This is a genomic window from Bacillus sp. GBSW19, from assembly GCF_002998655.1.
Taxonomy (GTDB): Bacteria; Bacillota; Bacilli; order Bacillales; family Bacillaceae; genus Bacillus.
On the sequence record NZ_PVRF01000001.1, the window covers coordinates 695,723 to 722,289 of the forward strand.

Annotated in this window: 26 protein-coding genes; all 26 read left to right on the forward strand. The window is 42.1% G+C overall.

What is annotated here, in order from left to right:
• Positions 1-62 precede the first annotated feature (62 nt).
• Positions 63-1,292, forward strand: coding sequence for an endo-1,4-beta-xylanase (locus C6344_RS03670; protein WP_106072720.1), 1,230 nt, complete (start codon positions 63-65; stop codon positions 1,290-1,292).
• Positions 1,293-1,310: 18 nt separating this feature from the next.
• Positions 1,311-2,441, forward strand: a complete 1,131-nt coding sequence (locus C6344_RS03675; protein WP_106072721.1) for a glycoside hydrolase 5 family protein — start codon at positions 1,311-1,313, stop codon at positions 2,439-2,441.
• Between the two features lie 241 nt (positions 2,442-2,682).
• Positions 2,683-3,156, forward strand: a complete 474-nt coding sequence (gene rimP, locus C6344_RS03680; RefSeq protein ID WP_003211398.1) for a ribosome maturation factor RimP — start codon at positions 2,683-2,685, stop codon at positions 3,154-3,156.
• Between the two features lie 32 nt (positions 3,157-3,188).
• Positions 3,189-4,304 (forward strand): transcription termination factor NusA, encoded by a 1,116-nt coding sequence (nusA, locus tag C6344_RS03685; protein WP_007499530.1) that lies wholly within the window; start codon positions 3,189-3,191, stop codon positions 4,302-4,304.
• 15 nt (positions 4,305-4,319) lie between these two features.
• On the forward strand, positions 4,320-4,610 hold the full coding sequence (rnpM, locus tag C6344_RS03690; protein ID WP_034662290.1) for an RNase P modulator RnpM: 291 nt from the start codon (positions 4,320-4,322) through the stop codon (positions 4,608-4,610).
• A complete protein-coding gene (locus tag C6344_RS03695) occupies positions 4,597-4,899 on the forward strand; it encodes a YlxQ family RNA-binding protein (RefSeq protein WP_034662287.1) in 303 nt (100 codons plus the stop codon). Before rnpM ends, C6344_RS03695 begins: the two co-directional genes overlap by 14 nt.
• A 19-nt stretch (positions 4,900-4,918) precedes the next feature.
• Entirely contained in the window at positions 4,919-7,039 is a 2,121-nt protein-coding gene (gene infB, locus C6344_RS03700; RefSeq protein WP_066030896.1) for a translation initiation factor IF-2, read from the forward strand.
• Positions 7,036-7,314, forward strand: coding sequence for a DUF503 domain-containing protein (locus C6344_RS03705; RefSeq protein ID WP_106072722.1), 279 nt, complete (start codon positions 7,036-7,038; stop codon positions 7,312-7,314). The genes infB and C6344_RS03705 overlap by 4 nt, the downstream gene beginning before the upstream one ends.
• A gap of 17 nt (positions 7,315-7,331) precedes the next feature.
• The gene (gene rbfA, locus C6344_RS03710) at positions 7,332-7,682 is read left to right on the forward strand and encodes a 30S ribosome-binding factor RbfA (protein WP_007499525.1); all 351 of its coding nucleotides are present in this window, start codon (positions 7,332-7,334) and stop codon (positions 7,680-7,682) included.
• 68 nt (positions 7,683-7,750) lie between these two features.
• Positions 7,751-8,680 (forward strand): tRNA pseudouridine(55) synthase TruB, encoded by a 930-nt coding sequence (gene truB, locus C6344_RS03715; RefSeq protein WP_066030895.1) that lies wholly within the window; start codon positions 7,751-7,753, stop codon positions 8,678-8,680.
• An 18-nt stretch (positions 8,681-8,698) separates the two neighbouring features.
• On the forward strand, positions 8,699-9,664 hold the full coding sequence (gene ribF / locus C6344_RS03720; RefSeq protein WP_106072723.1) for a bifunctional riboflavin kinase/FAD synthetase: 966 nt from the start codon (positions 8,699-8,701) through the stop codon (positions 9,662-9,664).
• Positions 9,665-9,804: 140 nt separating this feature from the next.
• Positions 9,805-10,074, forward strand: coding sequence for a 30S ribosomal protein S15 (gene rpsO / locus C6344_RS03725; RefSeq protein WP_008354438.1), 270 nt, complete (start codon positions 9,805-9,807; stop codon positions 10,072-10,074).
• Positions 10,075-10,255: 181 nt separating this feature from the next.
• Complete coding sequence (pnp, locus tag C6344_RS03730) at positions 10,256-12,373, forward strand: polyribonucleotide nucleotidyltransferase (protein ID WP_106072724.1); 2,118 nt, start codon at positions 10,256-10,258, stop codon at positions 12,371-12,373.
• Between the two features lie 174 nt (positions 12,374-12,547).
• Positions 12,548-13,441, forward strand: coding sequence for a polysaccharide deacetylase family protein (locus C6344_RS03735; protein ID WP_223250457.1), 894 nt, complete (start codon positions 12,548-12,550; stop codon positions 13,439-13,441).
• A gap of 33 nt (positions 13,442-13,474) precedes the next feature.
• Positions 13,475-14,704, forward strand: coding sequence for a M16 family metallopeptidase (locus C6344_RS03740; protein ID WP_034662267.1), 1,230 nt, complete (start codon positions 13,475-13,477; stop codon positions 14,702-14,704).
• Between the two features lie 73 nt (positions 14,705-14,777).
• Positions 14,778-15,701 carry an aminoglycoside phosphotransferase family protein gene (locus tag C6344_RS03745; protein ID WP_060596298.1) on the forward strand — a complete coding sequence of 308 codons (924 nt, stop codon included), beginning with the start codon at positions 14,778-14,780 and terminating at the stop codon, positions 15,699-15,701.
• A gap of 70 nt (positions 15,702-15,771) precedes the next feature.
• Positions 15,772-16,044 carry a YlmC/YmxH family sporulation protein gene (locus tag C6344_RS03750; protein ID WP_060596407.1) on the forward strand — a complete coding sequence of 91 codons (273 nt, stop codon included), beginning with the start codon at positions 15,772-15,774 and terminating at the stop codon, positions 16,042-16,044.
• 123 nt (positions 16,045-16,167) lie between these two features.
• Complete coding sequence (gene dpaA / locus C6344_RS03755) at positions 16,168-17,070, forward strand: dipicolinic acid synthetase subunit A (protein ID WP_003212195.1); 903 nt, start codon at positions 16,168-16,170, stop codon at positions 17,068-17,070.
• Positions 17,067-17,660 carry a dipicolinate synthase subunit B gene (gene dpaB / locus C6344_RS03760; RefSeq protein ID WP_060596299.1) on the forward strand — a complete coding sequence of 198 codons (594 nt, stop codon included), beginning with the start codon at positions 17,067-17,069 and terminating at the stop codon, positions 17,658-17,660. The genes dpaA and dpaB overlap by 4 nt, the downstream gene beginning before the upstream one ends.
• A 139-nt stretch (positions 17,661-17,799) precedes the next feature.
• Positions 17,800-18,819, forward strand: coding sequence for an aspartate-semialdehyde dehydrogenase (gene asd / locus C6344_RS03765; protein ID WP_034662256.1), 1,020 nt, complete (start codon positions 17,800-17,802; stop codon positions 18,817-18,819).
• Positions 18,820-18,911: 92 nt separating this feature from the next.
• Entirely contained in the window at positions 18,912-20,126 is a 1,215-nt protein-coding gene (gene dapG / locus C6344_RS03770; RefSeq protein WP_034662253.1) for an aspartate kinase, read from the forward strand.
• A gap of 30 nt (positions 20,127-20,156) precedes the next feature.
• Positions 20,157-21,023 (forward strand): 4-hydroxy-tetrahydrodipicolinate synthase, encoded by an 867-nt coding sequence (gene dapA, locus C6344_RS03775; protein WP_044142095.1) that lies wholly within the window; start codon positions 20,157-20,159, stop codon positions 21,021-21,023.
• A 171-nt stretch (positions 21,024-21,194) separates the two neighbouring features.
• Positions 21,195-22,862: a ribonuclease J2 gene (gene rnjB / locus C6344_RS03780; RefSeq protein WP_060596304.1), complete on the forward strand. Its 1,668-nt coding sequence runs from the start codon at positions 21,195-21,197 to the stop codon at positions 22,860-22,862.
• 119 nt (positions 22,863-22,981) lie between these two features.
• On the forward strand, positions 22,982-23,710 hold the full coding sequence (locus C6344_RS03785; protein WP_034662249.1) for a ClpP family protease: 729 nt from the start codon (positions 22,982-22,984) through the stop codon (positions 23,708-23,710).
• A complete protein-coding gene (locus C6344_RS03790; protein WP_066030893.1) occupies positions 23,707-23,943 on the forward strand; it encodes a YlzJ-like family protein in 237 nt (78 codons plus the stop codon). Before C6344_RS03785 ends, C6344_RS03790 begins: the two co-directional genes overlap by 4 nt.
• Before the next feature lie 110 nt (positions 23,944-24,053).
• Positions 24,054-26,426 (forward strand): FtsK/SpoIIIE family DNA translocase, encoded by a 2,373-nt coding sequence (locus tag C6344_RS03795; RefSeq protein ID WP_106072725.1) that lies wholly within the window; start codon positions 24,054-24,056, stop codon positions 26,424-26,426.
• Positions 26,427-26,567: the final 141 nt, after the last annotated feature.

Consider the following 26,567-nt stretch of genomic DNA (forward strand, 5'->3'; position numbering starts at 1 on the left):
TTTCTTTGAGCCGGCAGTTTGATTAGGAAATATAAATCCAGTGAAGATAAGGGTGTTTTTACATGGTCAAAGAAAGAAGTTTTCTTCATCAATCATTAAACAAGGGCGAAAATGGGCAGATAAATCTGAAGTGGAAAAAAGAGGCGAATGATCGAATTTCAGAGCATAGACAAAGAGATCTTGAAATAAATGTCACAAATCATGAAAAAAAGCCAATAGCAGGTATAGAGGTTGAGATTAAGCAAAATAGGCATGAATTCGCATTTGGTTCAGCGATGAATGACCAAGTGTTGTTTAATCAACAATATGCCGATTTTTTTGTGAAGTATTTTAATTGGGCTGTTTTTGAAAATGAGGCAAAATGGTATGCGAATGAACCTGAAAGAGGGAAAATCACTTACGAAAAAGCAGATGCGATGCTGAATTTTGCAGATAAACATCAACTTCCAGTGAGAGGGCACGCTTTATTTTGGGAGGTAGAGGATGCGAATCCAAGCTGGCTGAGGTCACTACCGAATCACGAAGTGTATGAATCGATGAAAAACCGGCTTGAGCATGCGGGTAATCATTTTAAAGGGAGATTCCGTCATTGGGATGTAAACAATGAAATGATGCATGGTTCATTTTTTAAAGATCGCTTCGGGAAAAATATTTGGAAGTGGATGTATGAAGAAACGAAAAAAATTGACCCTCAAGCACTATTGTTTGTGAATGATTATAATGTGATCTCATATGGTGAGCATCACGCTTATAAAGCGCATATCAATGAACTGCGTCAGTTAGGCGCACCTATTGAGGCGATTGGTGTTCAAGGACATTTTGAAGAACGGGTCGATCCAGTCGTTGTAAAAGAGAGGCTCGATGTGCTTGCTGAGCTTGGTCTTCCTATATGGGTTACAGAGTACGATTCTGTTCACCCTGACGCTAATAGAAGAGCGGATAACCTAGAGGCTTTATATCGCGTCGCATTTAGTCATCCAGCCGTAAAAGGAGTGCTAATGTGGGGATTTTGGGCAGGTGCCCATTGGAGAGGTGAGCATGCGGCCATCGTGAATTATGATTGGTCTTTAAATGAAGCAGGCCGACGTTACGAAAAGCTTCTAAATGAGTGGACGACACAAAGAGTTGAAAAAACAGATGCGAATGGCAATGTGACATGTCGAGCATTTCACGGGACATATGAGATTCGAATCGGTAAAGAAAGTAAACTGTTAAAACAACAAACAATTGAACTTGATTCAAATGAACAAACACCGTTTCGGCTAGATGTGATCGTACCTGAAGAAGGCTAGATTGTGAGGGGAATTTAAATGAAGAAATGGACTCAAAGAGTGTTTTGCTTCATACTTGTGGTCGCTATATGGGCCGGCTGGTTTTCACTTACGATTAAGGCCGCCTCTTATGTACAGACGTCTGGTACACAATTTACGCTGAACAATCAACCATTTTACTTCGCTGGCACAAATAATTACTATTTCCATTACAAATCTAAAAAGATGGTAGATGCTGTGTTCGATGATATGAAAGCAATGAATTTAAAGGTCATACGTATTTGGGGATTTCACGATGGGGCCCCTCAAGAAAACTCAGTCTTACAATCTAGTCCAGGGGTCTATGAAGAATCGGGTTTTCAAAAACTAGATTATGCGATTTATAAAGCGGGACAGGAAGGAATAAAACTTGTCATCCCACTAGTGAACAATTGGGATGATTTTGGCGGGATGAATCAATACGTAAAGTGGTTCGAGGCAGGAACGCATGATGCCTTTTATACAGATCCTCGTATACAAAAAGCTTACAAAAATTATGTGCGCTATGTATTAGAAAGAACCAATACGTACACAGGTGTTCAATATAAGGACGATCCAGCTATTATGACTTGGGAATTAGCTAATGAGCCGCGTGTGCAGTCAGATCCAACGGGAAATATACTAGTCAAATGGGCAGATGAAATGAGTACGTGGATCAAATCGCTGGATCGTCACCATCTTGTTGCAGTAGGAGATGAAGGGTTCTTTCGCATACCAGGACATGAAGACTGGTTTTATGGAGGCGGAGAAGGCGTCGATTGGGACCGTTTGACGGCTCTCTCTAATATCGATTATGGAACCTATCATCTGTACCCAGATCACTGGAACAAGTCAGCTGCTTGGGGAGTGAAATGGATCGAAGACCATATCACCCGCGGGAAGTCAATCGGAAAACCAGTTGTGTTAGAAGAGTTTGGCGTTCAAAATCAATCAGCGCGTCCTGACGTATATCAAAGCTGGCTGTCAGCGGTTGAGCGGCTCGGAGGAGCTGGCAGTCAATTTTGGATTTTAACAAGTATTCAGGACGATGATTCGCTCTATCCGGATTATGACGGTTTCCGCATCATAAAGGGGAGCAGGGAGTCAGCACTTATCAGTGAACATGCGAAAAGAATGAACGAAAAGAACTGATGGCGAATGCCTGCTGAATAAGGAACTTCATTTGCATAAAAAAATTGGATATGGTATAGTTTTTATGGAAATGCTAACGATTACCGAGACAAGAGTGGGGAAACCCGCTCTTTTGTATTGAACAGGCAATTTTTGTCTCGACATTATTCATCCGTTTTCTGCTCCCCCTGCTCACATAAAGCAGGGTTTTTATGCAGAATGATTGATAAGAGCGTTTATCGAAAGCACAAGGAGGAAGAGAATGAGCAAAAAAGTAGTGGATGTCGTAAGCGAAATGGTGCAGCCAATTTTAGATGGCTTACAGCTTGAACTCGTTGATGTTGAATTTGTCAAAGAGGGTCAAAACTGGTTCCTTCGCGTGTTTATTGACTCTGATAAAGGCGTCGATATCGAAGAATGTGCCAAAGTGAGCGAAGCCTTGAGCGAAAAGCTTGATGAGGCAGATCCGATTAGCCAAAACTACTTTCTTGAAGTGTCCTCTCCTGGAGCGGAGCGCCCATTAAAGAAAAAAGCTGATTTTGAAAAAGCACTTGGAAAAAATGTTTTCATGAAAACATATGAACCAATTGATGGTGAAAAAGCATTTGAAGGTGAGCTTACAAGCTTTGATGGTGAGATTGCAACAGTGACAGTGAAGATCAAGACAAGAAAGAAAGAGATCAATATTCCATACGAAAAAATAGCTAACGCAAGATTAGCAGTTTCGTTCAATTAACCTTTTCATTGATATAAGGGGGAACCATAAAAATGAGTAGTGAGTTGTTAGATGCCCTGACTGTTCTTGAGAAAGAGAAGGGTATTAGTAAAGAAATTATTATTGAAGCGATAGAAGCTGCACTCATTTCTGCATATAAGCGTAACTTTAATCAAGCACAAAATGTTCGTGTTGATTTAAACCGCGAAACGGGAACGATTCGCGTATTTGCAAGAAAAGATGTTGTAGATGAAGTGTATGATTCTCGCCTTGAAATCTCTGTAGATGATGCAGCCAATATCAACCCGAATTACATGGTAGGTGACGTCGTTGAGATTGAAGTCACGCCAAAAGACTTCGGACGCATTGCAGCTCAGACAGCGAAACAAGTGGTGACGCAGCGAGTGAGAGAAGCAGAGCGAGGCGTGATCTACACTGAGTTTATCGATCGCGAGGAAGACATTATGACGGGAATCGTTCAGCGAATTGACAGTAAATTCATTTACGTGTCACTTGGCAAAATCGAAGCCCTTCTTCCGGTCAACGAACAAATGCCAAATGAGGATTACAAACCACATGACCGCATTAAGGTGTTTATTACAAAAGTCGAAAAAACAACAAAAGGACCACAAATTTATGTGTCTAGAACACATCCAGGTCTTTTAAAGCGTTTATTTGAAATTGAAGTGCCAGAAATTTATGATGGTACTGTAGAGCTTAAATCGGTTGCTAGAGAAGCTGGGGACCGTTCTAAAATATCTGTTCGTACAGATGATCCTGATGTTGACCCAGTTGGTTCTTGTGTTGGACCAAAAGGTCAGCGTGTACAAGCAATTGTCAACGAGCTAAAAGGCGAAAAAATTGACATTGTCCATTGGTCTAATGACCCGGTTGAATTTGTTGCCAATGCATTAAGTCCATCAAAAGTACTTGATGTCATTGTAAATGAAGAAGATAAGGCGACAACAGTGATTGTCCCTGATTATCAGCTGTCGTTAGCCATTGGTAAAAGAGGTCAAAATGCTCGTCTTGCAGCAAAGCTGACTAGCTGGAAAATTGACATTAAAAGCGAAACAGATGCAAGGGAACTCGGTATTTTCCCAAGAACTGAAGACTCTGAATCTCTTTTCTTAGAGGCTGAACCAGTAGCTGAGGAATCTGACGAATAAGAGGTGATGTAAAAGGTGAATAGCCGAAAAAAAATCCCGCTTAGAAAATGTGTCGTGACGGGAGAAATGAAACCAAAGAAAGAACTGATCCGTGTTGTTCGTTCTAAAGAAGGTGAAGTGTCTGTTGACGCAACCGGAAAAATGAACGGACGCGGAGCTTACCTTTCTCTCGATAAAGAAACCATTCTTGCGGCAAAGAACAAACGCAGTTTACAGCAGCAATTTCAGACACAGATTGACGAACACATATTTGAAGAATTACTAGAACTAGCTGAAAAGGTGAAAAAACCAAATGACTCAATCTGAATGGTATCCTTTGCTTGGTCTAGCAAATCGAGCTCGTAAAGTCGTGTCAGGAGAAGATCTTGTGATCAAAGAAATTAGACATGCGCGTGCTAAGCTGGTTCTTCTTGCAGCAGATGCCTCATCGAACACAGAGAAAAAGGTATCTGACAAATGCAAATTTTATAATGTTCCGGTTAGAAAAGTTGAAGACCGTTCCGTTCTCGGACGTTCTATTGGGAAAGAAGCTCGCGTAGTTGTCGCTGTCACTGACCAAGGCTTCGCTAAGAAGCTGATAAGCTTGCTCGATTAATTTATTTGGGGGTGAACGAATGGCTAAAGTGAGAGTATATGAATACGCAAAAGCCATAGATGTTTCAAGTAAAGATATTATAGCAGCGCTTAAGGATATGAACGTGGAAGTGAACAACCACATGGCGACGCTTGAAGACGACACTGTGAAAAAGCTAGACGCTATCTATAAAAAAGCCAAAGCAAAAGAGACAGCTAACGAGAAACCCGCAGAACAAAAAAAACAATCATCTAACAAAAACAATGATAGAAAGAAGAATGACGTGCAGAATAATCAATTTAATAAAAACAAAAAAAACAACAACCAAAACAAAAACAAAAATAAACGCGGTGGGAATAACAAACCGCAGCATCAGCAAGCTAGACCTGTGAAGCCTAAGAAAGAGCTTCCTGAAAAAATTGAATTTACAAATTCAATGACAGTCGGCCAGTTGGCTGAAGAGCTTGGAAAAGAAACAGCTGAAATTATCAAAAAGCTGATGATGCTTGGTGTTATGGCAACCATTAACCAAGAGCTGGATAAAGATACAGTTGAATTAATCGCTTCTGAATATGGCGTTCCAGTAGAGGAAGTCATTATTTTAGAAGAAACTGAACTTGAAAAGTATGAAGTTGAAGATAAAGAAGAAGATATGCAAGTACGCCCTCCAGTTGTGACGATCATGGGACACGTTGACCACGGGAAAACAACGCTTCTTGACAGCATTCGTAAGACGAAAGTCGTCGAAGGCGAAGCTGGTGGAATCACGCAGCATATCGGTGCTTACCAAATTGAAGAAAACGGCAAGAAAATCACGTTCCTTGATACACCTGGACACGCAGCATTTACAACGATGCGTGCACGTGGTGCTGAGGTAACAGATACGACAATTCTGGTCGTTGCAGCAGATGATGGCGTGATGCCGCAAACAATTGAAGCCATTAACCATGCGAAAGCGGCAGAAGTGCCAATCATTGTCGCTGTCAACAAAATTGACAAACCAACAGCGAACCCTGACCGTGTGATGCAGGAATTAACGGAGCATGGTTTAGTACCAGAAGCTTGGGGCGGCGAAACGATCTTCGTTCCTCTATCTGCAAAAACAGGTGAAGGCATTGACGAATTGATCGAAATGATCCTTCTTGTCAGCGAAGTAGGAGAACTGAAAGCTAACCCAAATCGTGCGGCAAAAGGGACTGTCATCGAGGCTGAGCTTGATAAAGGAAGAGGATCTGTTGCAACCCTTCTTGTTCAAACTGGTACACTTCATGTAGGTGACCCAATCGTTGTCGGAAATACATTTGGCCGCGTTCGTGCAATGGTTAATGACATCGGACGCCGCGTGAAAACAGCAGGACCATCTACACCTGTTGAAATCACTGGTTTAAACGATGTACCGAATGCAGGGGATCAGTTCCTCGTATTCAAGGATGAAAAAACAGCTCGTCAAGTGGGTGAGGCGCGTGCTTCGAAACAGCTTGATGAACAGCGTTCAGACAAAGCGAAATTATCTCTAGATGACCTATTTGAGCAAATCAAACAAGGTGAAGTGAAAGATATCAACTTGATCGTGAAAGCAGACGTACAAGGTTCTGCTGAAGCACTGACGGCCGCTCTTCAAAAAATTGAAGTAGAAGGCGTAAAAGTGAAAATCATCCATACGGGTGTTGGAGCGATTACAGAATCTGATATTATATTAGCAAGTGCTTCTAATGCGATCGTGATCGGATTTAACGTACGTCCTGATGGAAATGCGAAGAGCACAGCTGAAACAGAAAACGTAGATATCCGCTTACACCGCATTATTTATAAAGTTATCGATGAAATTGAAGCTGCGATGAAAGGAATGCTTGACCCTGAATATGAAGAAAAAGTCATCGGTCAAGTTGAAGTTCGTCAAACGTTCAAAGTATCTAAAATCGGTACAATTGCTGGTGGTTATGTCACTGAAGGAACCATCACAAGAGATAGTGGTATCCGCTTAATCCGTGACGGCGTCGTTATTTTTGAAGGCGAAGTCGACGTATTAAAACGATTCAAAGATGACGTGAAAGAAGTTTCACAAGGCTATGAATGTGGTATTACCATTAAGAAGTACAATGATATCCGTGAAGGTGATGTCATGGAATCATTCGTTATGCAAGAAATCGAAAGAAAATGATCGGTTATACCGAATGTGAGTGCATCATCTATGATGCCTCCTCACTGAAGGAAAAACGTGCGGTTCTTCAGCGTATATTGACAAGAACGCGCCAGAAATTCAATGTAACCATGGCTGAAATGGATTACCAGGACACATGGCAGCGTACATCAATTGGAATCGCCGTGATTTCCTCCTCTCGGGTTCAAGTGGAAAAGGAATTGCAGCGTGTTTTAAGCTTTATTGATTCTTTTCCTGAAATTGAACGAACGATCACGAAAACTGAGTGGTTTTAATTAGAGGTGATAAGATCATGAGTATGAGAGCAACCCGCGTGGGTGAGCAGATGAAAAAAGAATTAGGTGACATCCTAGGCAGAAAGCTAAAAGATCCAAGAATTGGCTTTTTGACTGTAACCGATGTTGAAGTATCCGGTGATTTGCAAATTGCGAAAGTTTACATTTCTGTTCTCGGTGACGAGAAAAAAAGAGAGGAAACCTTAAAAGGCCTTGCAAAGGCTAAAGGGTATATCCGCTCTGAAATTGGCAATCGAATTAGACTTCGCAAAACACCAGAACTGCACTTTGAATTCGATGAATCCGTAGATTACGGAAACCGAATTGAAAGCCTGATTGCTGAACTAAACACAAAAGATCATGAATAAGACGTTGAAATAAGGATAGGCGATGATCGTCTGTCCTTTTTCATCGTTTATGAAAGGAGAGAACGCAGATGATAAATGGTGTTCTTTTATTACATAAAGAAAGAGGAATGACCTCTCACGACTGTGTGTTCAAAGTGAGAAAGATCTTGCATACCAAAAAAGTCGGACATACAGGCACTCTCGACCCGGAGGTATCAGGTGTTCTGCCCATTTGTATCGGAAGAGCAACGAAGATTGTCGAATACTTAACAGATAAATCGAAAACGTATGATGCAGAAATCACGATTGGCTTTTCTACAACAACAGAAGACCAAACAGGTGAGATCGTAGAAGAAGAAAAGGTGCAAAAACCCATCTCAGAAGAAGAAATTGATGCTGTGCTGAAACAGTTTCAAGGAACCATTGAACAAATTCCTCCCATGTTTTCTGCTGTGAAAATTGGCGGAAAAAAACTCTATGAATATGCAAGAGAAGGCATTGAAATTGAGCGGCCGAGCCGTGAAATTACGATTCACCGTATCGAGCGGACAACACCTGCTTTATTTGAGAATGGGAAGGTATCATTTAGATTCACCGTTTTATGCTCAAAAGGAACGTATGTCAGAACCTTAGCGGTTGATATTGGAAAGAAACTAGGGTTTCCAGCCCATATGTCACATCTCATTCGCACAGGGTCAGGTGATTTTACACTAGATGAATGCATCACCCTTGATGAGCTCCGAAATATAAGCGAGGAAGGAGCAGTAGATGAGCACCTTGTCCCGATCGAGCGCGCGCTCAATCATTTGCCGAAATGGGAGATAAATGATACATTAGCAAGTAAAGTGGAAAACGGTGCAGTCCTGCCAATGCCTGATGAATTCGCTCATTTCGCAGAGGAAGATCGTGTCGCTGTCTTTGCTCCTTCAGGTCGCTGTATGGCGATATATATGAAGCACCCGACCAAACAGAATCTGATGAAGCCGGCGAAGATCTTATCTCAGGACAAGCAATCTTAAAGAAAAGGTGACCATCTCGTGAAGACTATACATATTTCACACCCACATACATTGAATCAAAAGGATCAAGACCCTTCTGTTATGGCTTTAGGGTATTTTGACGGTGTTCACCTCGGACATCAAAAAGTTATTGACGCAGCGAAAAGCATTGCGAGAAAAGAAGGATTGGCTTTAGCAGTCATGACCTTTCATCCGCATCCATCACATGTTTTGCAAAAAGCACGTGAACCAAAGGACTTAATTACACCGCTTGAGGATAAAATTGATTTCATCGAACAGCTGGGCGCTGACTATTTATACATTGTGCAATTCAGCGAAAGCTTTGCAGCGCTGTCTCCTCAAGAGTTTGTGGATCAATATTTGGATGAGCTGAATGTGAAGCACGCAGTAGCCGGTTTTGATTTTACGTTTGGCCGTTTTGGTGCAGGCACAATGGAAACATTCGATGAGTACGGAAAAGGGCGTATCACGGCCACCATCGTTCCTAAGTTGTCCAATCAAGACCGTAAAGTCAGCTCTACACTCATACGTTCCGCATTGAAAAATGGGGATGTTGAATATGTGAGTGAGCTTTTAGGAAAACCTTATCAGCTGCGCGGTATTGTCATTCATGGAGATAAGCGAGGACGGACGATCGGCTTTCCGACTGCAAATGTCGGTTTATCTGCTGAATACATTATTCCGCCAACAGGGGTTTATGCAGTAAGAGCAGAAGTCAAAGGCAAAGTGTATGACGGTGTTTGTAACGTTGGCTATAAACCAACCTTTTATGAAAAGCGCCCTGATCAGCCTGCCATTGAAGTAAACCTCTTTGATTTTAACGAAGAAATATATGGTGAACCGATTAAATTACAGTGGTTCAAACGCATTCGCAGTGAACAAAAATTTAACGGAATCCAGGAGTTAACGGTTCAAATCAGTCAAGATAAAGAAGAAGCGATTCAGTTTTTTCAAGATCAGCTAAGGCAAACAAAAAATTCATAGAAAAACAGCTCTACCATTTGCAAATTCAGCATATTTTTAGTATGATTATTCCTGTAGCTTTAAAACCACTTACTTGGCAGGCCGACTTCACCGACGGTTGCGAGGTAGATGGGGCTAACATGATTTGGAGGTGAAACAGGATGGCTATTACTCAAGAGCGTAAAACTCAATTAATTAATGAGTTCAAAACACACGAATCTGATACTGGATCTCCAGAAGTTCAGATCGCTGTCCTAACAGAATCAATTAACAACTTGAACGAGCATTTACGTACTCATAAGAAAGATCACCACTCACGTCGCGGTCTTTTGAAAATGGTAGGTAGACGTCGTAATCTTCTTACGTATCTACGTAATAAAGACGTAACTCGTTACCGTGAGTTAATTAACAAACTAGGCTTACGTCGATAATCGTAAAAAGCGGGAGGATTCCCGCTTTTTTATCGTATAATCACTAATATTTTATGGTTAAAATGTTGAAAGAATGGCAAAAACCCTTCTACATACACCTTTCACATTGATATGTGAAAATCATTTTGTTCATAATAAGAATTAACTAAAATTTCAAGATAAGAGAGGAGTTTTTCTCAGAATGGGACAAGAGAAACATGTCTTCACCATAGACTGGGCTGGACGTCAACTGACAGTTGAAACTGGCCAGCTTGCAAAGCAAGCAAACGGAGCGGTCCTCGTACGCTACGGAGATACAGCTGTGCTTAGCTCAGCAACAGCTTCTAAAGAACCAAAACCACTTGATTTTTTCCCGCTCACTGTGAACTACGAAGAAAGATTATACGCAGTAGGTAAAATTCCTGGAGGCTTCATTAAAAGAGAAGGCCGTCCAAGTGAAAAAGCGATCCTTGCGAGCCGCTTAATTGACAGACCAATCCGTCCATTATTTGCAGATGGATTTAGAAACGAAGTACAAGTCATTAGTATCGTCATGAGTGTGGATCAAGATTGTTCATCTGAAATGGCTGCAATGTTTGGCTCATCTTTAGCATTATGTGTGTCTGACATTCCATTTGAGGGACCAATCGCCGGCGTTACAGTAGGACGAGTTGATGGAAAGCTGATCATCAATCCAAATGTAGAGCAGCTTGAACAAAGTGACATCAACCTTGTAGTCGCTGGAACAAAAGATGCGATCAACATGGTCGAAGCTGGTGCTGATGAAGTACCAGAAGAAACAATGCTTGAAGCCATCATGTATGGTCACCAAGAGATCAAACGCTTAATCGAATTCCAAGAGGAAATTGTCAAGACAGTCGGTAAAGCAAAAATCGATATTCCTTTATATGAAGTAGATCAAACGTTAGCAGACGAAGTAAGAGCACTTGCTGAAACAGACCTGCTGAAAGCGATTCAAGTACATGAGAAGCATGCACGTGAAGATGCAATCAGTGCTGTGAAAAAAGCTGTGGTTGAGAAGTTTGAAGAAGAAGATCGCGACGAAGCGACGATTAAACAAGCGAAGGATGTATTAAACAAGCTTGTCAAAAATGAAGTTCGTCGTCTGATCACTGAAGAGAAAGTACGTCCAGATGGACGCGGTGTAGATCAAATCCGTCCACTTTCTTCAGAAGTAGGACTTCTGCCAAGAACGCACGGTTCAGGTCTATTTACAAGAGGACAAACACAGGCGCTCAGTATTTGTACATTAGGTGCACTTGGCGATGTGCAAATTCTTGACGGTCTAGGCGTTGAAGAATCGAAACGCTTCATGCACCATTACAACTTCCCGCAATTCAGTGTTGGTGAGACAGGTCCAATGCGTGGCCCAGGCCGCCGTGAAATCGGGCATGGTGCGCTAGGTGAACGTGCATTAGAACCAGTGATCCCATCTGAAAAAGATTTCCCTTATACGGTTCGCCTTGTCTCTGAGGTATTGGAATCAAACGGATCTACTTCACAAGCAAGTATTTGCGCAAGCACACTTGCGATGATGGATGCGGGTGTTCCAATTAAAGCACCAGTTGCAGGGATTGCAATGGGGCTTGTGAAATCTGGTGAATACTACACAGTGCTGACAGACATTCAAGGAATGGAAGATGCACTTGGTGATATGGACTTTAAAGTTGCCGGTACATCAAAAGGTGTAACAGCGCTTCAAATGGATATCAAAATCGATGGTCTATCAAAAGACATCTTGGAGGAAGCTCTCCAACAAGCGAAAAAAGGAAGAATGGAAATCTTAGAAAGCATGCTGTCAACGATTCCTGCTTCTAGAGGAGAATTGTCTCGTTATGCACCAAAAATCTTAACGATGAAGATCAATCCTGATAAAATTCGTGATGTCATTGGACCAAGCGGTAAACAAATCAATAAAATCATTGAAGATACCGGTGTGAAAATCGATATTGAACAAGATGGTACAATCTTTATCTCTTCTACAGAAGAAGACATGAACCAAAAAGCGAAGAAAGTCATTGAAGATCTTGTGAGAGAAGTTGAAGTGGGGCAACTTTACTTAGGTAAAGTAAAACGCATTGAAAAATTCGGTGCTTTCCTTGAAATCTTCAGCGGCAAAGATGGACTTGTTCATATTTCTGAGCTTGCGCTTGACCGTGTAGGCAAAGTAGAAGATGTCGTGAAGATTGGCGATGAATTACTTGTCAAAGTCACTGAAATCGATAAACAAGGCCGTGTGAACCTTTCTCGCAAAGCTGTTTTACGTGAAGAAAAGGAAAAAGAAGAAAAACAGTCTTAATGAAATGTGTTAGAAGCCAGGTATCCGTACCAGGCTTCTTTCTTTTCTTGCGCTAACAATAGTTCTAGCTTGTTTCTCCCCATCATAATTTGTGGTAAAGGGGAGGGACAGCCATTGAAAAAAACGTTACCATTCATTGTGTTTGTATTTTTACTGCTCGTGTCATATCAAACGATGAAGCAGCCGGCTGCTGTTACATATATTGAATCAATGAAAGAGCATGCTGAGGTTGCATCTGTTTCAAAAGATATTTTATATCAAGAGATTGAATCGAAGTCTTCTGACTATGAAGTGAAGGCGCAAAATGCTAAGATTGATAAAGTGTGGAAAAAGATGCCTGGTTTAAATGGACAGACAGTCAATATCGATGCCTCTTATGAAAAAATGAAAAAACAAGGGTCATTTGATGAAAAGCTGCTTGTTTTCAATGAAACAAAACCTTCTATTCATTTACACGAACTTGGTGCTGAGCCCATTTACAAGGGACATCCAGATAAAAAAATGAATGCTTTCCTCATCAACGTGGCTTGGGGTGACGAGCATTTAATCAAGATGTTAAAGACACTGGAAAAGCATCAGGTCAAGGCGACCTTTTTCTTAGAGGGCAAATGGGTGAAAAAAAGCACGGATCTTGCTAAAAAAATCGTGGCAGATGGTCATGAAATTGGAAACCATTCATACAATCACCCGGATATGCGCACACTGACAAGAGAACGAGCATTAGAGCAAATTACCAAAACGAATCGTCAAATTGAAGAATCCCTTGGAAAAAAACCGAAGTGGTTCGCCCCTCCTAGCGGCAGCTTTAAAGAAGAAACAGTGAAACTCGCTGCTGAAGAAGGAATGGAAACCATTATGTGGACGGTAGACACCATTGACTGGCAAAAACCGTCACCAGACATATTACAAAAACGGGTGCTTGGGAAAATTCACAATGGGGCGATGATATTAATGCATCCAACAGATTCGACGGCGAAAAGTCTTGACGCACTTATCACTCAAATCAAGGAAAGAGGATATGAATTAGGAACGGTTTCAGACCTCCTAAGTGAAAAAAGACATCCGTGATCCGATCTGTTTGTTGAATAGGAGGAGCAAAACTTGGTCAAAACGTATACATGCCAAAACGGAGTAAGAATTGTACTTGAAAACAATCCCACTGTAAGATCTGTCGCAATTGGCGTCTGGATTGGAACTGGTTCTAGACATGAGACACCAGAAATTAATGGAATCTCACACTTTCTGGAGCATATGTTCTTTAAAGGGACAAAGACGAGATCTGCACGTGATATCGCAGAATCCTTTGACCGCATTGGTGGTCAAGTGAATGCCTTTACGTCAAAAGAATACACTTGCTACTATGCAAAGGTGCTTGATTCACATGCTGGCTACGCCCTCGATGTATTAAGCGACATGTTCTTCCACTCCGCTTTTGATGAAGAAGAGCTGAAAAAAGAAAAAAATGTAGTCTATGAAGAAATCAAAATGTATGAGGATACACCTGATGATATCGTTCATGATCTGTTGAGCAAAGCGATTTATGGTGATCATTCTTTAGGCTTCCCGATTTTAGGAACAGAAGAAACACTTTCTACTTTTAACGGAGACTCTCTTAGAGCTTATATGGATGAATTCTACACGCCGGACCGCGTTGTGATCTCTGTTGCAGGGAATGTGGATGACACCTTCATTCGAGAGGTTGAAAAGTTGTTCGGTTCGTATGAAACGAAAGGGAAAAAACAGCCTTTAGAAGCGCCGCAATTTCACTATGACAAGCTCACACGCAAAAAGGAAACAGAGCAAGCGCATCTATGCATGGGCTTTAATGGCCTCCCAGCTGGAGATAAAGGCATCTATGACTTAATCGTCTTAAACAATGTTCTTGGCGGAAGCATGAGCAGCCGCTTGTTCCAGGATGTAAGAGAAGACAAAGGACTCGCTTATTCCGTTTTCAGCTATCACAGTTCATTTGCAGATAACGGCATGCTGACGATTTATGGCGGGACTGGAGCGAAGCAGTTAAACCTGCTCTCTGAAACCATCTTACAAACATTAGACGTCTTAAAACGTGAGGGAATCACGCAAAAAGAGCTTGAAAACTCTAAGGAGCAAATGAAAGGGAACCTCATGCTCAGCCTTGAAAGCACAAACAGCAAGATGAGCCGAAACGGTAAAAATGAACTGCTCCTTGGCAAACATCGTACACTCGATGAAATTATTGACGAAATCAACCACGTCACATTAGACGGCGTGAATAACTTATCAAAACGAATCTTTACAGAAGATTATGCGCTCTCGCTTATTAGTCCGACGGGTGATCAGCCATCATAATGTAAACAACACGGCAGGCTTCTAAGAGGTCTGCCGTTTTATTGTATATAAAGAAGAAGGGAGCACTGCTTTCATGGAACATGAAAAACTGAAACGCCTCTCTCCGCTTCTGACACAAGCCATCTCCTTCCAGCCGATGACATCTGGCTTTTCAGGAAACCGTACTTATCTCGTCACAACATCCTCTAGTGAAAAGCTAGTGCTCAAGCTATCAAACCTCAAAACGTATTCCAGCTTTAAAAGAAAAGCGTCAGTTCAGCGAAAGTTAAAAGATCGAGGGCTTCTATGTTCTGAAGTGATGGAGATTGGAATGAATGCTGAACTTAACTGTACCTATCGTATTTTCTCCTTGATTGAAGGAGAGAATGCTAGAGCATCCATCCATCTGCTCACAAATGAAGAGCAGTATGAAATCGGGAGGCGGGCAGGTAGAGAGCTAAGTTTCATGCATACATGTCCCGCACCTTCTCATGTCGCACCGTGGGATGAGAGGGTCATGGCGAAACATGAACGGTATGTACATGCCTATCAATCAAGTGGAGTAACTTTTGCTCAAGATCAATTCGTATTAGATTTTATCAAATCACATGTTGATGCGGTAAAGGCGAGACCGAACCAGTTCCAGCATGATGATTTTCATTTAGGGAATATCATCATTCAAGGAGGTGAGTATGCCGGCGTGATTGATTTTGATCAATCTGACTGGGGTGACCCGGTTCATGACTTTTATAAATTGTCCTTATTTAGTCGAGAAAGCAGTATTCCGTTTTCAGCAGGGCAACTGGATTACTATGTAAGTACGCAGGCCACAGACGATTTTTGGCTTCTTTTTTCCATCTATACAGCAATGAGCTGCTTTTCTTCTATTGTATGGACGCTTTCTTATGACCCTAAACATGTAAAAGAAATGGTGAACCGAGTGGAGAGAATGCTGGCAGACCATGATCGCTTTCATCTACTGAAACCAGCTTGGTATTCAAATTGGCATCATTCATAACTTGAAAAAGCGGGACGGTCTATTTCTTCTTGTGGCTGCATATATGATACGGAAGGGAAGTGATGCGATTTTGAGGCTAAGTGAGCTGTCAGGAAAAGAGATCGTCGATATCAAAAGAGCGGAGCGGCTTGGCGTGCTTGGACAAACCGACCTTGAAATCAATGAACAGGACGGTCAAATTACAGCACTCATCATACCTTCCGTGAAGTGGTTTGGCTTTCGAAAGCAAGGAAATGACATCCGCGTCCCGTGGAATCACATTCAAAAAATAGGATCAGATATGATCATTCTCGATGTGCCTGAATCACTTCAGCCGCCCGGGGAAAAAGAGCATCCATCATAAATGGGTGCTCTTTTTCTTTTCTCTCTCCGATTTGTTCACAGGCTGAATCCTCTCCTCATATGCTGAAAGGGAGATTCAGAAAATATTACAGACTTTTTTAAATAAAGAAGGTGAACGGTCAGTATGTTGAGCGGTTTAACGGTTGCGGTGATCGGGGGAGATGCAAGGCAGCTTGAAATTATTCGCAAGCTGTCACAGCAGCATGCCAAAGTGTTTTTGGTTGGATTTGATCAGCTGGATCACGGATTTATTGGGGCTGAAAAGCTAAAAATGTCAGAACTTCCATTCGAACAGGTAGACAGTATGATCCTGCCAGTATCAGGCGCAACGGATGAAGGTGTTGTCGCGACAGTTTTCTCAAATGAACAGGTTTTACTAGAAGCAACATATTTAGAAAGAACCCCTGCCCATTGTACCTTGTACTCAGGTATTTCTAATACGTACTTAGACAATCTGGCAAAGCAGGTGAACCGAAAACTTGTGAAGCTGTTTGAGCGAGATGATATTGCCATATATAACTCTATTCCAACAGTTGAAGGGATTATCATGATGGCCATTCAGCAAACGGATTATACGATTCATGGATCACGTGTTGCTGTCCTCGGGCTCGGAAGAACAGGACTCACCATTGCCCGCACATTTCGGGCACTCGGTGCGGACGTAAAAGTAGGGGCAGCAGATACAGCGCATTTAGCGCGGGCCTTTGAAATGGGACTCGATCCATTTTCAATGGACCGGTTAAAAGAAGAAGTAACGGATGTAGATATCATCATCAATACCATTCCAAGCCTTGTATTAGATTCATCTGTCATCGTCAGTATGACACCAAAGACACTCATTTTGGATATCGCCTCCCGCCCAGGGGGAACAGACTTTGACTTTGCACAAAAACACGGAGTGAAGGCGCTTCTTGCACCTGGACTCCCGGGAATTGTTGCACCAAAGACAGCAGGGCAAATCATTGCAAAAGTGCTTTCTGGGCTCTTATGTGAACTTGCAGAGGAAAAAAGGGGGATGGAATCATGACAACATTAAAAGGGAAAAGAATTGGCTTTGGCTTAACTGGTTCCCACTGTACGTACGAAGCTGTTTATCCGCAAATCGAAGCACTTGTAAAAGAAGGAGCAGAAGTGCGTCCAGTGGTGTCATATACAGTCCAGAGTACGAATACAAGATTCGGAGATGGGGCGGACTGGATTGAGCGGATTGAGAAGCTGACTGGTTTTAAGGCGATTGACTCAATCGTGAAAGCAGAGCCGCTCGGACCTAAGCTGCCACTTGATTGTATGGTCATTGCTCCATTAACAGGGAACTCGATGGCGAAATTCGCAAATGCCATGACAGACAGCCCTGTTTTAATGGCTGCAAAAGCAACCATTCGAAATCATCGTCCTGTCGTTTTAGGAATTTCAACAAATGATGCGCTAGGCTTAAATGGTACAAATCTGATGAGGCTGATGTCGACAAAGAATATTTTCTTTATTCCATTTGGTCAAGATGATCCATTTAAAAAACCGACCTCCATGGTCGCAAACATGGATTTGCTTTCTCAAACAGTAGAAGAGGCGCTCCAGCATAGACAAATTCAGCCGATTTTAATTGGAGCAAACGAATAATAGATTCACTAGAAAATCATGAAAGATTCAAAAAAGATGCTTCAAGCCTTGCTTTTCTATGGTAAAATAAAATGTAAAAAGTCATAGGATGGCCATCCGAAAGAAAAGAAACATGGATGGGTCGGAAGGAGTTTTACTGATGGGAAGAGGATTGCATGTAGCTGTAGTTGGAGCGACTGGAGCTGTCGGTCAACAAATGTTAAAAACACTAGCTGACAGAGATTTTGAAATGGATACACTGACTCTACTATCCTCAAAACGTTCTGCTGGAACAAAAGTGACATTCAGAGGTCAAGAGTATACCGTTCAGGAAGCAACACCTGAAAGCTTTGAAGGAGTGAACATTGCATTATTCAGTGCTGGAGGAAATGTTTCCAAGGCGCTAGCTCCTGAAGCAGTCAAACGAGGTGCGATTGTTGTAGACAACACAAGTGCTTTTCGTATGGACGAAAACATCCCTCTTGTCGTACCAGAGGTAAACGAAAAAGACTTGCATGACCATCAAGGAATCATTGCAAACCCTAACTGTTCAACGATTCAAATGGTAGCGGCATTAGAACCGCTTCGTCAGGCGTATGGCATGAAAAAAGTCATCGTGTCCACTTACCAAGCCGTATCAGGTGCAGGACATGAAGCCATTGACGAACTATACAGCCAATCACAAGCCATTTTAAATAAAGAAGATGTAAAGCCGGAAGTCATGCCTTATCAAATTGCATTTAATGCGATTCCGCAAATTGATAAATTCCAAGACAATGGCTATACATTTGAAGAAATGAAAATGATCAACGAAACGAAAAAAATTATGCATATGCCAGAGCTAGAAGTAGCGGCAACATGTGTGAGACTTCCAATTGAAACAGGACATTCAGAATCTGTCTACGTCGAACTAGAATCAAATGACGCAACAGTTGACGACATTAAGTCAATTCTTAAAGATGCACCAGGCATTACACTGCAAGATGATCCGTCTCAGCAAATTTATCCAATGCCTGCAGATGCTGTTGGAAAAAACGACGTATTTGTCGGCCGCATTCGGAAAGATTTGGACCGTCCAAACGGGTTCCATATGTGGATTGTATCTGATAACCTGCTAAAAGGCGCTGCATGGAACTCAGTTCAAATTGCAGAAAGCTTAAAAGCATTAAAATTAGTTTAACATTCAATGGATGATGAGGACGAACAGAAGAGAGTTAGGCATCTTTCGCCTGCTCTCTTCTGTTACGTCAGAATGAACTTGGAGTGAAAACAGTGAAAATAATTGTCCAAAAATTTGGCGGTACATCTGTCAAAGATGATCAAGGTAGAAAAAGGGCACTTGCACATATCTTATCGGCAAAAGAGAAAGGCTATAAGTCGGTTGTCGTCGTTTCCGCAATGGGACGAAAAGGCGACCCTTATGCGACAGATACGCTGCTTGGTCTGCTTTATGGCAGCGCGCAGCATATGACAAATCGAGAAAAAGACTTGCTCGTTTCCTGCGGAGAGAATATTTCAGCTGTTGTGTTTTCAAGTATGCTGAATGAAAACGGGCTAAAGGCTGTAGCAATGACAGGCGCACAGGCGGGCTTTGTGACAGATAAGGAGCATACGAGTGCGAAAATTATTGATATGAAGTGTGAACGTCTCGAGGCGGCACTGTCTGAACATGATGTTGTCGTTGTTGCTGGGTTCCAAGGAGCTGCGAAAAATGGGGACGTGACCACAATCGGACGAGGCGGCAGTGATACGTCCGCAGCTGCTTTAGGTGCTGCATTACAGGCAGACTTCATTGATATTTTTACAGATGTAGAAGGCGTCATGACAGCAGATCCCCGCATTGTTGAAAATGCAAAGCCGCTCAGAGTCGTGACATATACGGAAATTTGCAACCTTGCATATCAAGGGGCGAAAGTCATTCACCCGAGAGCTGTCGAAATTGCGATGCAAGCAAAAGTACCAATGAGGGTCCGTTCAACATACTCTGATGATGAGGGCACACTCGTCACGTCACACTACTCAGATAAAATGAGCCATGATGTGTACGACCGCCTCATTACGGGTATTGCACATGTCAATGATGTGACGCAAATCAAGGTCCCGGCAAAAGAAGGGCAGTACAGCGTCCAAACAGAGGTCTTCAAGGCTATGGCTAACGCACAAATCAGTGTCGACTTCTTCAACATTACACCGAGTGAGATTGTGTATACAGTGACAGGTGCAATGACTGAAAAGGCAACATCGATCCTAAAAGATCTTGGCTATACGCCAATTGTGACAACAAATTGTGCAAAAGTATCAGCTGTTGGCGCAGGCATCATGGGTGTACCAGGTGTCACATCTAAAATTGTATCGGCTCTATCCGAGCAAAACATTCCGATTTTACAATCGGCTGACAGCCATACGACCATTTGGGTGCTAGTGAACGAAGAAAACATGAGAGCGGCTGTCAATGCCCTGCACGAAGTGTTTGAACTTTCAAGATAAATGTGATTGAATCATGATGAGGTGAAAAAAATGAATTTCGGAAATATCGCAACAGCTATGATTACACCTTTTGATAAAAAGGGCAACATTGATTTCCAAAAGCTATCAATTCTCATTGATTACTTATTAAAAAACGGCAGTGACTCTTTAGTCGTTGCAGGGACAACAGGCGAATCGCCAACTTTATCGACTGAAGAAAAAGTCGCTCTTTTTCAGCAATCGGTGAAATTAGCAAATGGTCGTTGTAAAATCATTGCAGGAACAGGCAGTAATAATACAAATGCGTCTATCAAACTAACGAAAAAAGCAGAAGAAGCGGGCGTTGATGCAGTGATGCTTGTCGTACCTTACTACAACAAGCCATCACAGGAAGGCATGTATGCACACTTTAAAGCCATTGCCGAGTCTACATCTCTTCCTGTCATGCTTTACAATGTACCAGGGAGAACGGTTGCGTCATTAGCCCCAGAAACAACCATTAAACTTGCGCAAATACCTAACATTGTCGCGATCAAAGAAGCAAGCGGTGATCTTGATGCCATGACAAAAATCATTGCAGAGACACCAGAAGATTTCGATGTATATTCAGGTGACGACAGCTTAACACTTCCAGCTGTATCTGTTGGTGCAAAAGGAGTGGTCTCTGTGGCGTCTCATATCGTAGGGCTTGATATGCAGCAAATGCTGAAAAGCTATGCTTCAGGTCAAACGGCCAATGCCGCATTGATCCATCAAAAGCTGCTCCCAATCATGAAACAGCTTTTCACAGCGCCAAATCCAACGCCTGTCAAAACAGCTCTTCAGCTGAAAGGACTAGATGTCGGATCTGTTCGTCTTCCGCTTTTACCTTTGTCAGAAGAAGAGAGACTGGATTTAAGCAGCGTCTTAAACAGCTGATCAAAACAAAAGATTTCGTAAGCGGTCATTCTCAGATGTCCCTGAGTATGACCGTTTTTTATACATAAACACTTTCTTAAAATGTGACTTCATCTTGTTTTCTAAAATTAGATTCAGTTATAATAGCATTAAGCGATGATGGACGGGCTTGAGACTAGGAGGATAAGAATTTTGAAAAAGAAAAATACAGAGAACGTAAGAATTATTGCACTGGGAGGCGTTGGAGAAATCGGGAAAAACCTATATGTCATTGAAATTGATTCCGACATATATGTGGTAGATGCAGGCTTGATGCATCCAGAAAACGAAATGCTAGGCATTGACGTCGTTATTCCTGATATCTCTTATTTAACAGAACGTGCTGATCGGGTGAAAGCAATTTTTCTTACCCACGGACATGATGAAGCAATCGGAGGCGTATTCCATTGCTTAAGCAAATTGTCTGTACCAGTTTACGGAACGAAGCTGACCCTTGCGTTACTTCGAGAAAAATTAAAGCAGTATGGCTTCAATCAAAAAGCTGATTTACGTGAGGTACATGCGAAATCAGTCATTACGTTTGAAACAACAAAGGTATCATTCTTTAGAACGAATCACAGCATCCCTGATTCAGTTGGGATCAGCTTCAAAACCTCTCTTGGTTCAATCGTATGCACAGGTGATTTTAAATTTGATCAAACCCCAGCGCTTAACCAAGCCTGTGACATCGGAGAGATTGCGAAAATTGGAAACAATGGCGTATTAGCACTACTTTCAGACAGTGCCAATGCTGAAAAACCAGGTTATACACCTTCTGAGGCGCTCGTCCAAGACGAAATCTCAAATGCGATGTACAATGCTGAAAATCGAGTAATTGTCGCTGTATCTTCATCGAACATTAACCGCGTGCAGCAGATCATTAATGCAGCGAATCAAAATGGCCGTAAGCTTGCCGTAGCAGGGAAGAATATGATGACGATTCTTCAGCTGGCGATCAAACTTGGTTATGTCACAGCAGACGAAGAATTATTTGTACCAGTTCAAGAAGTGAAGAAAATGGCGAAAAACGATGTGGTCGTCCTCACAGCTGGAAGCCACGGAGAGCCTCTTGCTGCTTTAACAAAAATGGCAAAACAAAATCACAAACAGCTTCATATTGAAAAAGATGACACTGTTGTGATTGCATCTACACCTCTTCCAGGACAAGAACTCACATATTCAAAAACAGTGGATTTCCTCACAAGAAGCGGCGCACAAGTCATTTTTGCGCAAAAACGTGTACATGTCTCTGGACACGGCTGCCAAGAAGAGTTAAAGCTGATGCTGAACTTACTAAAGCCGAAGTATTTGATTCCCGTGAATGGCGAATATCGTATGCAAAAAGCACATTCTCGTATTGCTGAAGAAGTGGGAATGAAACGAAGTGACATTTTCTTGATTGATAAAGGGGATGTTGTGGAGTTTAGAGGACAGAACGTAAAAATCGGTGAAAAAGTTCACCAAGGCAATATTTTGATCGATGGTCTTGGCGTTGGTGATATCGGGAACATTGTGTTACGCGATAGACGCCTATTGTCTCAAGATGGTATCTTAATTGTCGTTATTACGCTTGATAAACAAAAGAAACAATTAATTTCTGGACCTGAAATCATCACAAGAGGATTTGTGTATGTCAGAGAATCCGAAGAGCTGATTGTAAAAGCGACAGAAATGGTCAAAGGAATTGTCAAAGAGCAAACGGAAAACTCAATTGTTGAATGGTCAACATTGAAACAATCCATGCGCGATGTACTCAATCAATTCCTATATGAAAAAACAAAACGTAAGCCGATGATCATTCCAATTATTATGGAAGTGTGATGAGAAAGCCCAAGGAGCATAAGCTCTTTGGGCTTTTTTGATGTGGCGCTAGGAATGCGGATTGAATACGGCCTTCTTGTTCATAATAGAAGGAGAGTTTGAGGAAAGGATGGAGACAAATGGACGAAAAGAATGAACAGCAGCCTGAGCGAAAGCCAGAAGAAAAAGACAGCATTATGAGCAAAATACAGCAGCTTGGTGAAACAGCCATACCACAGCTGCCGCAAGATACAAATATACATTGCCTTACCATTATTGGACAAATTGAAGGCCACATGCAGCTTCCGCCACAAAATAAAACAACCAAATACGAACATGTCATTCCGCAAATCGTCGCAGTTGAACAAAACCCGAAAATTGAAGGTCTTTTGATCATCTTAAATACAGTAGGCGGCGATGTTGAAGCGGGACTAGCGATTGCAGAAATGCTTGCATCTTTATCGAAACCGACTGTATCGATTGTACTTGGCGGCGGCCACTCTATTGGTGTCCCGATTGCTGTATCGTGTGACTATTCCTATATTGCAGAAACAGCCACGATGACCATTCATCCTGTGCGTTTAACTGGTCTAGTGATTGGTGTCCCGCAAACCTTTGAATACTTAGATAAAATGCAGGAAAGAGTCATTAACTTTGTAACAAGCCACTCCAATATTACAGAAGAGAAGTTTAAAGAGCTCATGTTCTCAAAAGGCAATTTGACAAGAGACATTGGAACAAATGTTGTTGGTCATGAGGCAGCAGAATACGGACTCATGAATGAAGTAGGCGGCGTAGGACAAGCGATTAAAAAGTTGAACGAACTGATTGGAGACAGGGCATCTCAAAATGAGGGGCTGATCCAATGATTTTATATACACCTATGCCATATGAAGCCATTTACGCGGAGGAACAAGGAGATCGCAAACTTCAACAGGTAAACATCCAAGGCGTGCCAGTAATGGTTGAATTGAAAGAGGATGAAGCAGAAATTGTTCAAGTCATGAGTACCAATCCAATGGACTTTCTGAATCAAGAGCTTGCACCAGGCAAGCGATTGAAGTTACAATTAGGCACCAATCAAACCGACTCATATGAATGATTCTATGCTATAATAAAGGGAAAACTTACAACAAGATGCAGCCAAAACCAGGCTGCTTTCTTTCTGATCTTTCGGTAGGTTATATTTTCTTTCGTAGTAAGGTGATGAGTATGGCTAAAAAGAGAAAACGGAAAACGAGAAAAAAACAAAATAAACAGCTAAAACTGAAATATGAATTAAATGGGTTAGTCTGTATTGCCATAGCGATCATTGCCATTTTACAGCTAGGCGTCGTTGGACAAACCTTCGTACATTTATTCCGATTCTTTGCAGGTGAATGGTTCATTCTCTGCCTTATCGGATTATTTCTTTTTGGCGTGACCATCTTCTGGAAAAAACAAATCCCAGATATGTTGACAAGGAGAAAAGCAGGACTATACTGCATCATTGCGAGTATCTTGCTTTTGTCTCATGTGAAGCTCTTTCAGCACCTCTCATCTGCGGGCGCGATAGGCTCTCAAAGTGTGATGAGAAATACATTTGAGCTTTTCTTGATGGACATGAAAGGTGAGACTGGGTCGCCTGATTTAGGAGGCGGCATGATCGGTGCCGTATTATTTGCTGCTTCTTATTTCTTATTTGCACAAGCAGGCTCTCAAATTATGGCAATCGTTCTGATGCTGATTGGAATTGTGCTGATTACAAATCGTTCTCTTCAAGAAATGGTGAAAAAAGTGACACTGCCTGTCTCACAATTTATGGTGAAGCAGTGGAAAGCGTTTGTTGAAGATATGAAAGGAATCAGGCAGGCGAAAAAGAGCGCGCCCCCTCAAAAAACTGGTGAAAAGAAAAAACGGTCTCGTATTCAGGAAGAGGACGATGATGATCAGATCTTGATCGAAGAGGAAACGCCGGTTTCTGACAATAGCCAGCCGATTATCTCAAGCTTTGCTGACAGAGATGACATTCTCACCCCGCTCGTTCAAAAAGAGCAGGTGGCAAAAGAGACAGAGCCTCTTCAAGAGTCTGTGCAAAGTGCACCGGTTCCATCAGATTCTGCTGATGAACCAAAAGAGGCGCCGCCGATGACATTTACTGAACTTGAAAACAAAGATTACGAATTGCCGTCACTTGATATTTTGGCAGAGCCGCAGCACTCAGGGCAGCAAACAGACAAGAAAAATATATACGAAAATGCAAGAAAGCTTGAAAAAACGTTTCAAAGCTTTGGTGTAAAAGCAAAAGTTACACAGGTCCACTTAGGACCGGCGGTCACCAAATATGAAGTCTATCCAGATGTCGGCGTGAAGGTAAGTAAGATCGTCAATCTAAGTGATGACTTAGCCCTTGCTCTCGCAGCAAAAGACATTCGGATTGAGGCGCCGATTCCTGGTAAATCAGCCATCGGTATTGAGGTTCCTAATGCAGAAATCGCGATGGTTTCTTTAAAAGAGGTATTAGAATCAAAGCAAAATGACCGTCCAAACGCCAAGCTGCTGATTGGACTGGGCCGAAATATTTCCGGTGAAGCTGTGCTGGCTGAAATGAACAAAATGCCGCATTTACTTGTAGCAGGCTCGACTGGAAGCGGAAAAAGTGTGTGCATCAATGGTATTATCACAAGTATTCTCATGAGAGCGAAACCTCATGAAGTGAAAATGATGATGATTGATCCGAAAATGGTTGAACTAAATGTGTATAATGGCATTCCGCATCTGCTCGCTCCCGTTGTAACGGACCCTAAGAAAGCCTCACAGGCACTTAAAAAAGTAGTCAGCGAAATGGAGCGCCGCTATGAATTATTTTCTCATACGGGGACAAGAAATATTGAAGGATACAATGATTACATTAAACGTATGAATCAATCAGAAGAGGCCAAACAGCCAGAACTTCCTTATATTGTCGTCATTGTAGACGAGCTTGCAGATTTAATGATGGTCGCTTCCTCTGATGTAGAAGATTCCATTACAAGACTTTCGCAAATGGCTCGTGCTGCCGGGATTCATTTAATTATTGCTACACAAAGACCTTCTGTCGATGTCATTACAGGTGTCATTAAAGCCAACATCCCATCTCGCATCGCCTTTAGCGTGTCCTCGCAAACAGATTCAAGGACGATCCTTGATATGGGTGGCGCAGAAAAACTGCTGGGCAGAGGGGATATGCTGTTTCTACCGGTAGGTGCAAACAAACCGGTTCGTGTGCAAGGCGCCTTTTTATCAGATGAAGAAGTGGAGCATGTCGTTGATCATGTGATCACCCAGCAAAAAGCACAATATCAAGAAGAAATGATTCCAACTGAAGAAACGCAGGATCAGCTTACAGCTGTGGATGACGATTTATATGATGAAGCAGTGGAACTCATCATCGGCATGCAGACGGCTTCTGTCTCTATGCTTCAAAGAAGATTCCGCATCGGCTATACCCGAGCGGCCCGCCTGATTGACGCAATGGAAGAGCGAGGCGTTGTCGGCCCTTATGAAGGAAGTAAACCGAGAGAAGTCCTGCTCTCAAAAGAACAATATGACGAGCTCTCTTCATAAATCGAAGAGAGCTTTCCTAAAAAAGAAGTAAACGATAGTATGATTATGTTAACTGGAAGTCAGACTATTTATTTATTTGCAAAAACATGATATAGTTGTGTTCAACTTATCTCGGAATAGAGATTTCTCATCTTATCATTT

What these genes read in the sequence shown, in the direction of transcription:
- C6344_RS03695 (WP_034662287.1), top strand. Translation starts at nt 4,597, where the DNA reads ATGACTCAATCTGAATGGTATCCTTTGCTTGGTCTAGCAAATCGAGCT.
- asd (WP_034662256.1), top strand. Translation starts at nt 17,800, where the DNA reads ATGGGAAGAGGATTGCATGTAGCTGTAGTTGGAGCGACTGGAGCTGTC.
- pnp (WP_106072724.1), top strand. Translation starts at nt 10,256, where the DNA reads ATGGGACAAGAGAAACATGTCTTCACCATAGACTGGGCTGGACGTCAA.
- dapA (WP_044142095.1), top strand. Translation starts at nt 20,157, where the DNA reads ATGAATTTCGGAAATATCGCAACAGCTATGATTACACCTTTTGATAAA.
- infB (WP_066030896.1), top strand. Translation starts at nt 4,919, where the DNA reads ATGGCTAAAGTGAGAGTATATGAATACGCAAAAGCCATAGATGTTTCA.
- rimP (WP_003211398.1), top strand. Translation starts at nt 2,683, where the DNA reads ATGAGCAAAAAAGTAGTGGATGTCGTAAGCGAAATGGTGCAGCCAATT.
- nusA (WP_007499530.1), top strand. Translation starts at nt 3,189, where the DNA reads ATGAGTAGTGAGTTGTTAGATGCCCTGACTGTTCTTGAGAAAGAGAAG.
- C6344_RS03670 (WP_106072720.1), top strand. Translation starts at nt 63, where the DNA reads ATGGTCAAAGAAAGAAGTTTTCTTCATCAATCATTAAACAAGGGCGAA.
- dpaA (WP_003212195.1), top strand. Translation starts at nt 16,168, where the DNA reads ATGTTGAGCGGTTTAACGGTTGCGGTGATCGGGGGAGATGCAAGGCAG.
- C6344_RS03790 (WP_066030893.1), top strand. Translation starts at nt 23,707, where the DNA reads ATGATTTTATATACACCTATGCCATATGAAGCCATTTACGCGGAGGAA.
- C6344_RS03705 (WP_106072722.1), top strand. Translation starts at nt 7,036, where the DNA reads ATGATCGGTTATACCGAATGTGAGTGCATCATCTATGATGCCTCCTCA.
- C6344_RS03785 (WP_034662249.1), top strand. Translation starts at nt 22,982, where the DNA reads ATGGACGAAAAGAATGAACAGCAGCCTGAGCGAAAGCCAGAAGAAAAA.
- dpaB (WP_060596299.1), top strand. Translation starts at nt 17,067, where the DNA reads ATGACAACATTAAAAGGGAAAAGAATTGGCTTTGGCTTAACTGGTTCC.
- C6344_RS03745 (WP_060596298.1), top strand. Translation starts at nt 14,778, where the DNA reads ATGGAACATGAAAAACTGAAACGCCTCTCTCCGCTTCTGACACAAGCC.
- truB (WP_066030895.1), top strand. Translation starts at nt 7,751, where the DNA reads ATGATAAATGGTGTTCTTTTATTACATAAAGAAAGAGGAATGACCTCT.
- rbfA (WP_007499525.1), top strand. Translation starts at nt 7,332, where the DNA reads ATGAGTATGAGAGCAACCCGCGTGGGTGAGCAGATGAAAAAAGAATTA.
- C6344_RS03795 (WP_106072725.1), top strand. Translation starts at nt 24,054, where the DNA reads ATGGCTAAAAAGAGAAAACGGAAAACGAGAAAAAAACAAAATAAACAG.
- C6344_RS03675 (WP_106072721.1), top strand. Translation starts at nt 1,311, where the DNA reads ATGAAGAAATGGACTCAAAGAGTGTTTTGCTTCATACTTGTGGTCGCT.
- rpsO (WP_008354438.1), top strand. Translation starts at nt 9,805, where the DNA reads ATGGCTATTACTCAAGAGCGTAAAACTCAATTAATTAATGAGTTCAAA.
- C6344_RS03735 (WP_223250457.1), top strand. Translation starts at nt 12,548, where the DNA reads ATGAAGCAGCCGGCTGCTGTTACATATATTGAATCAATGAAAGAGCAT.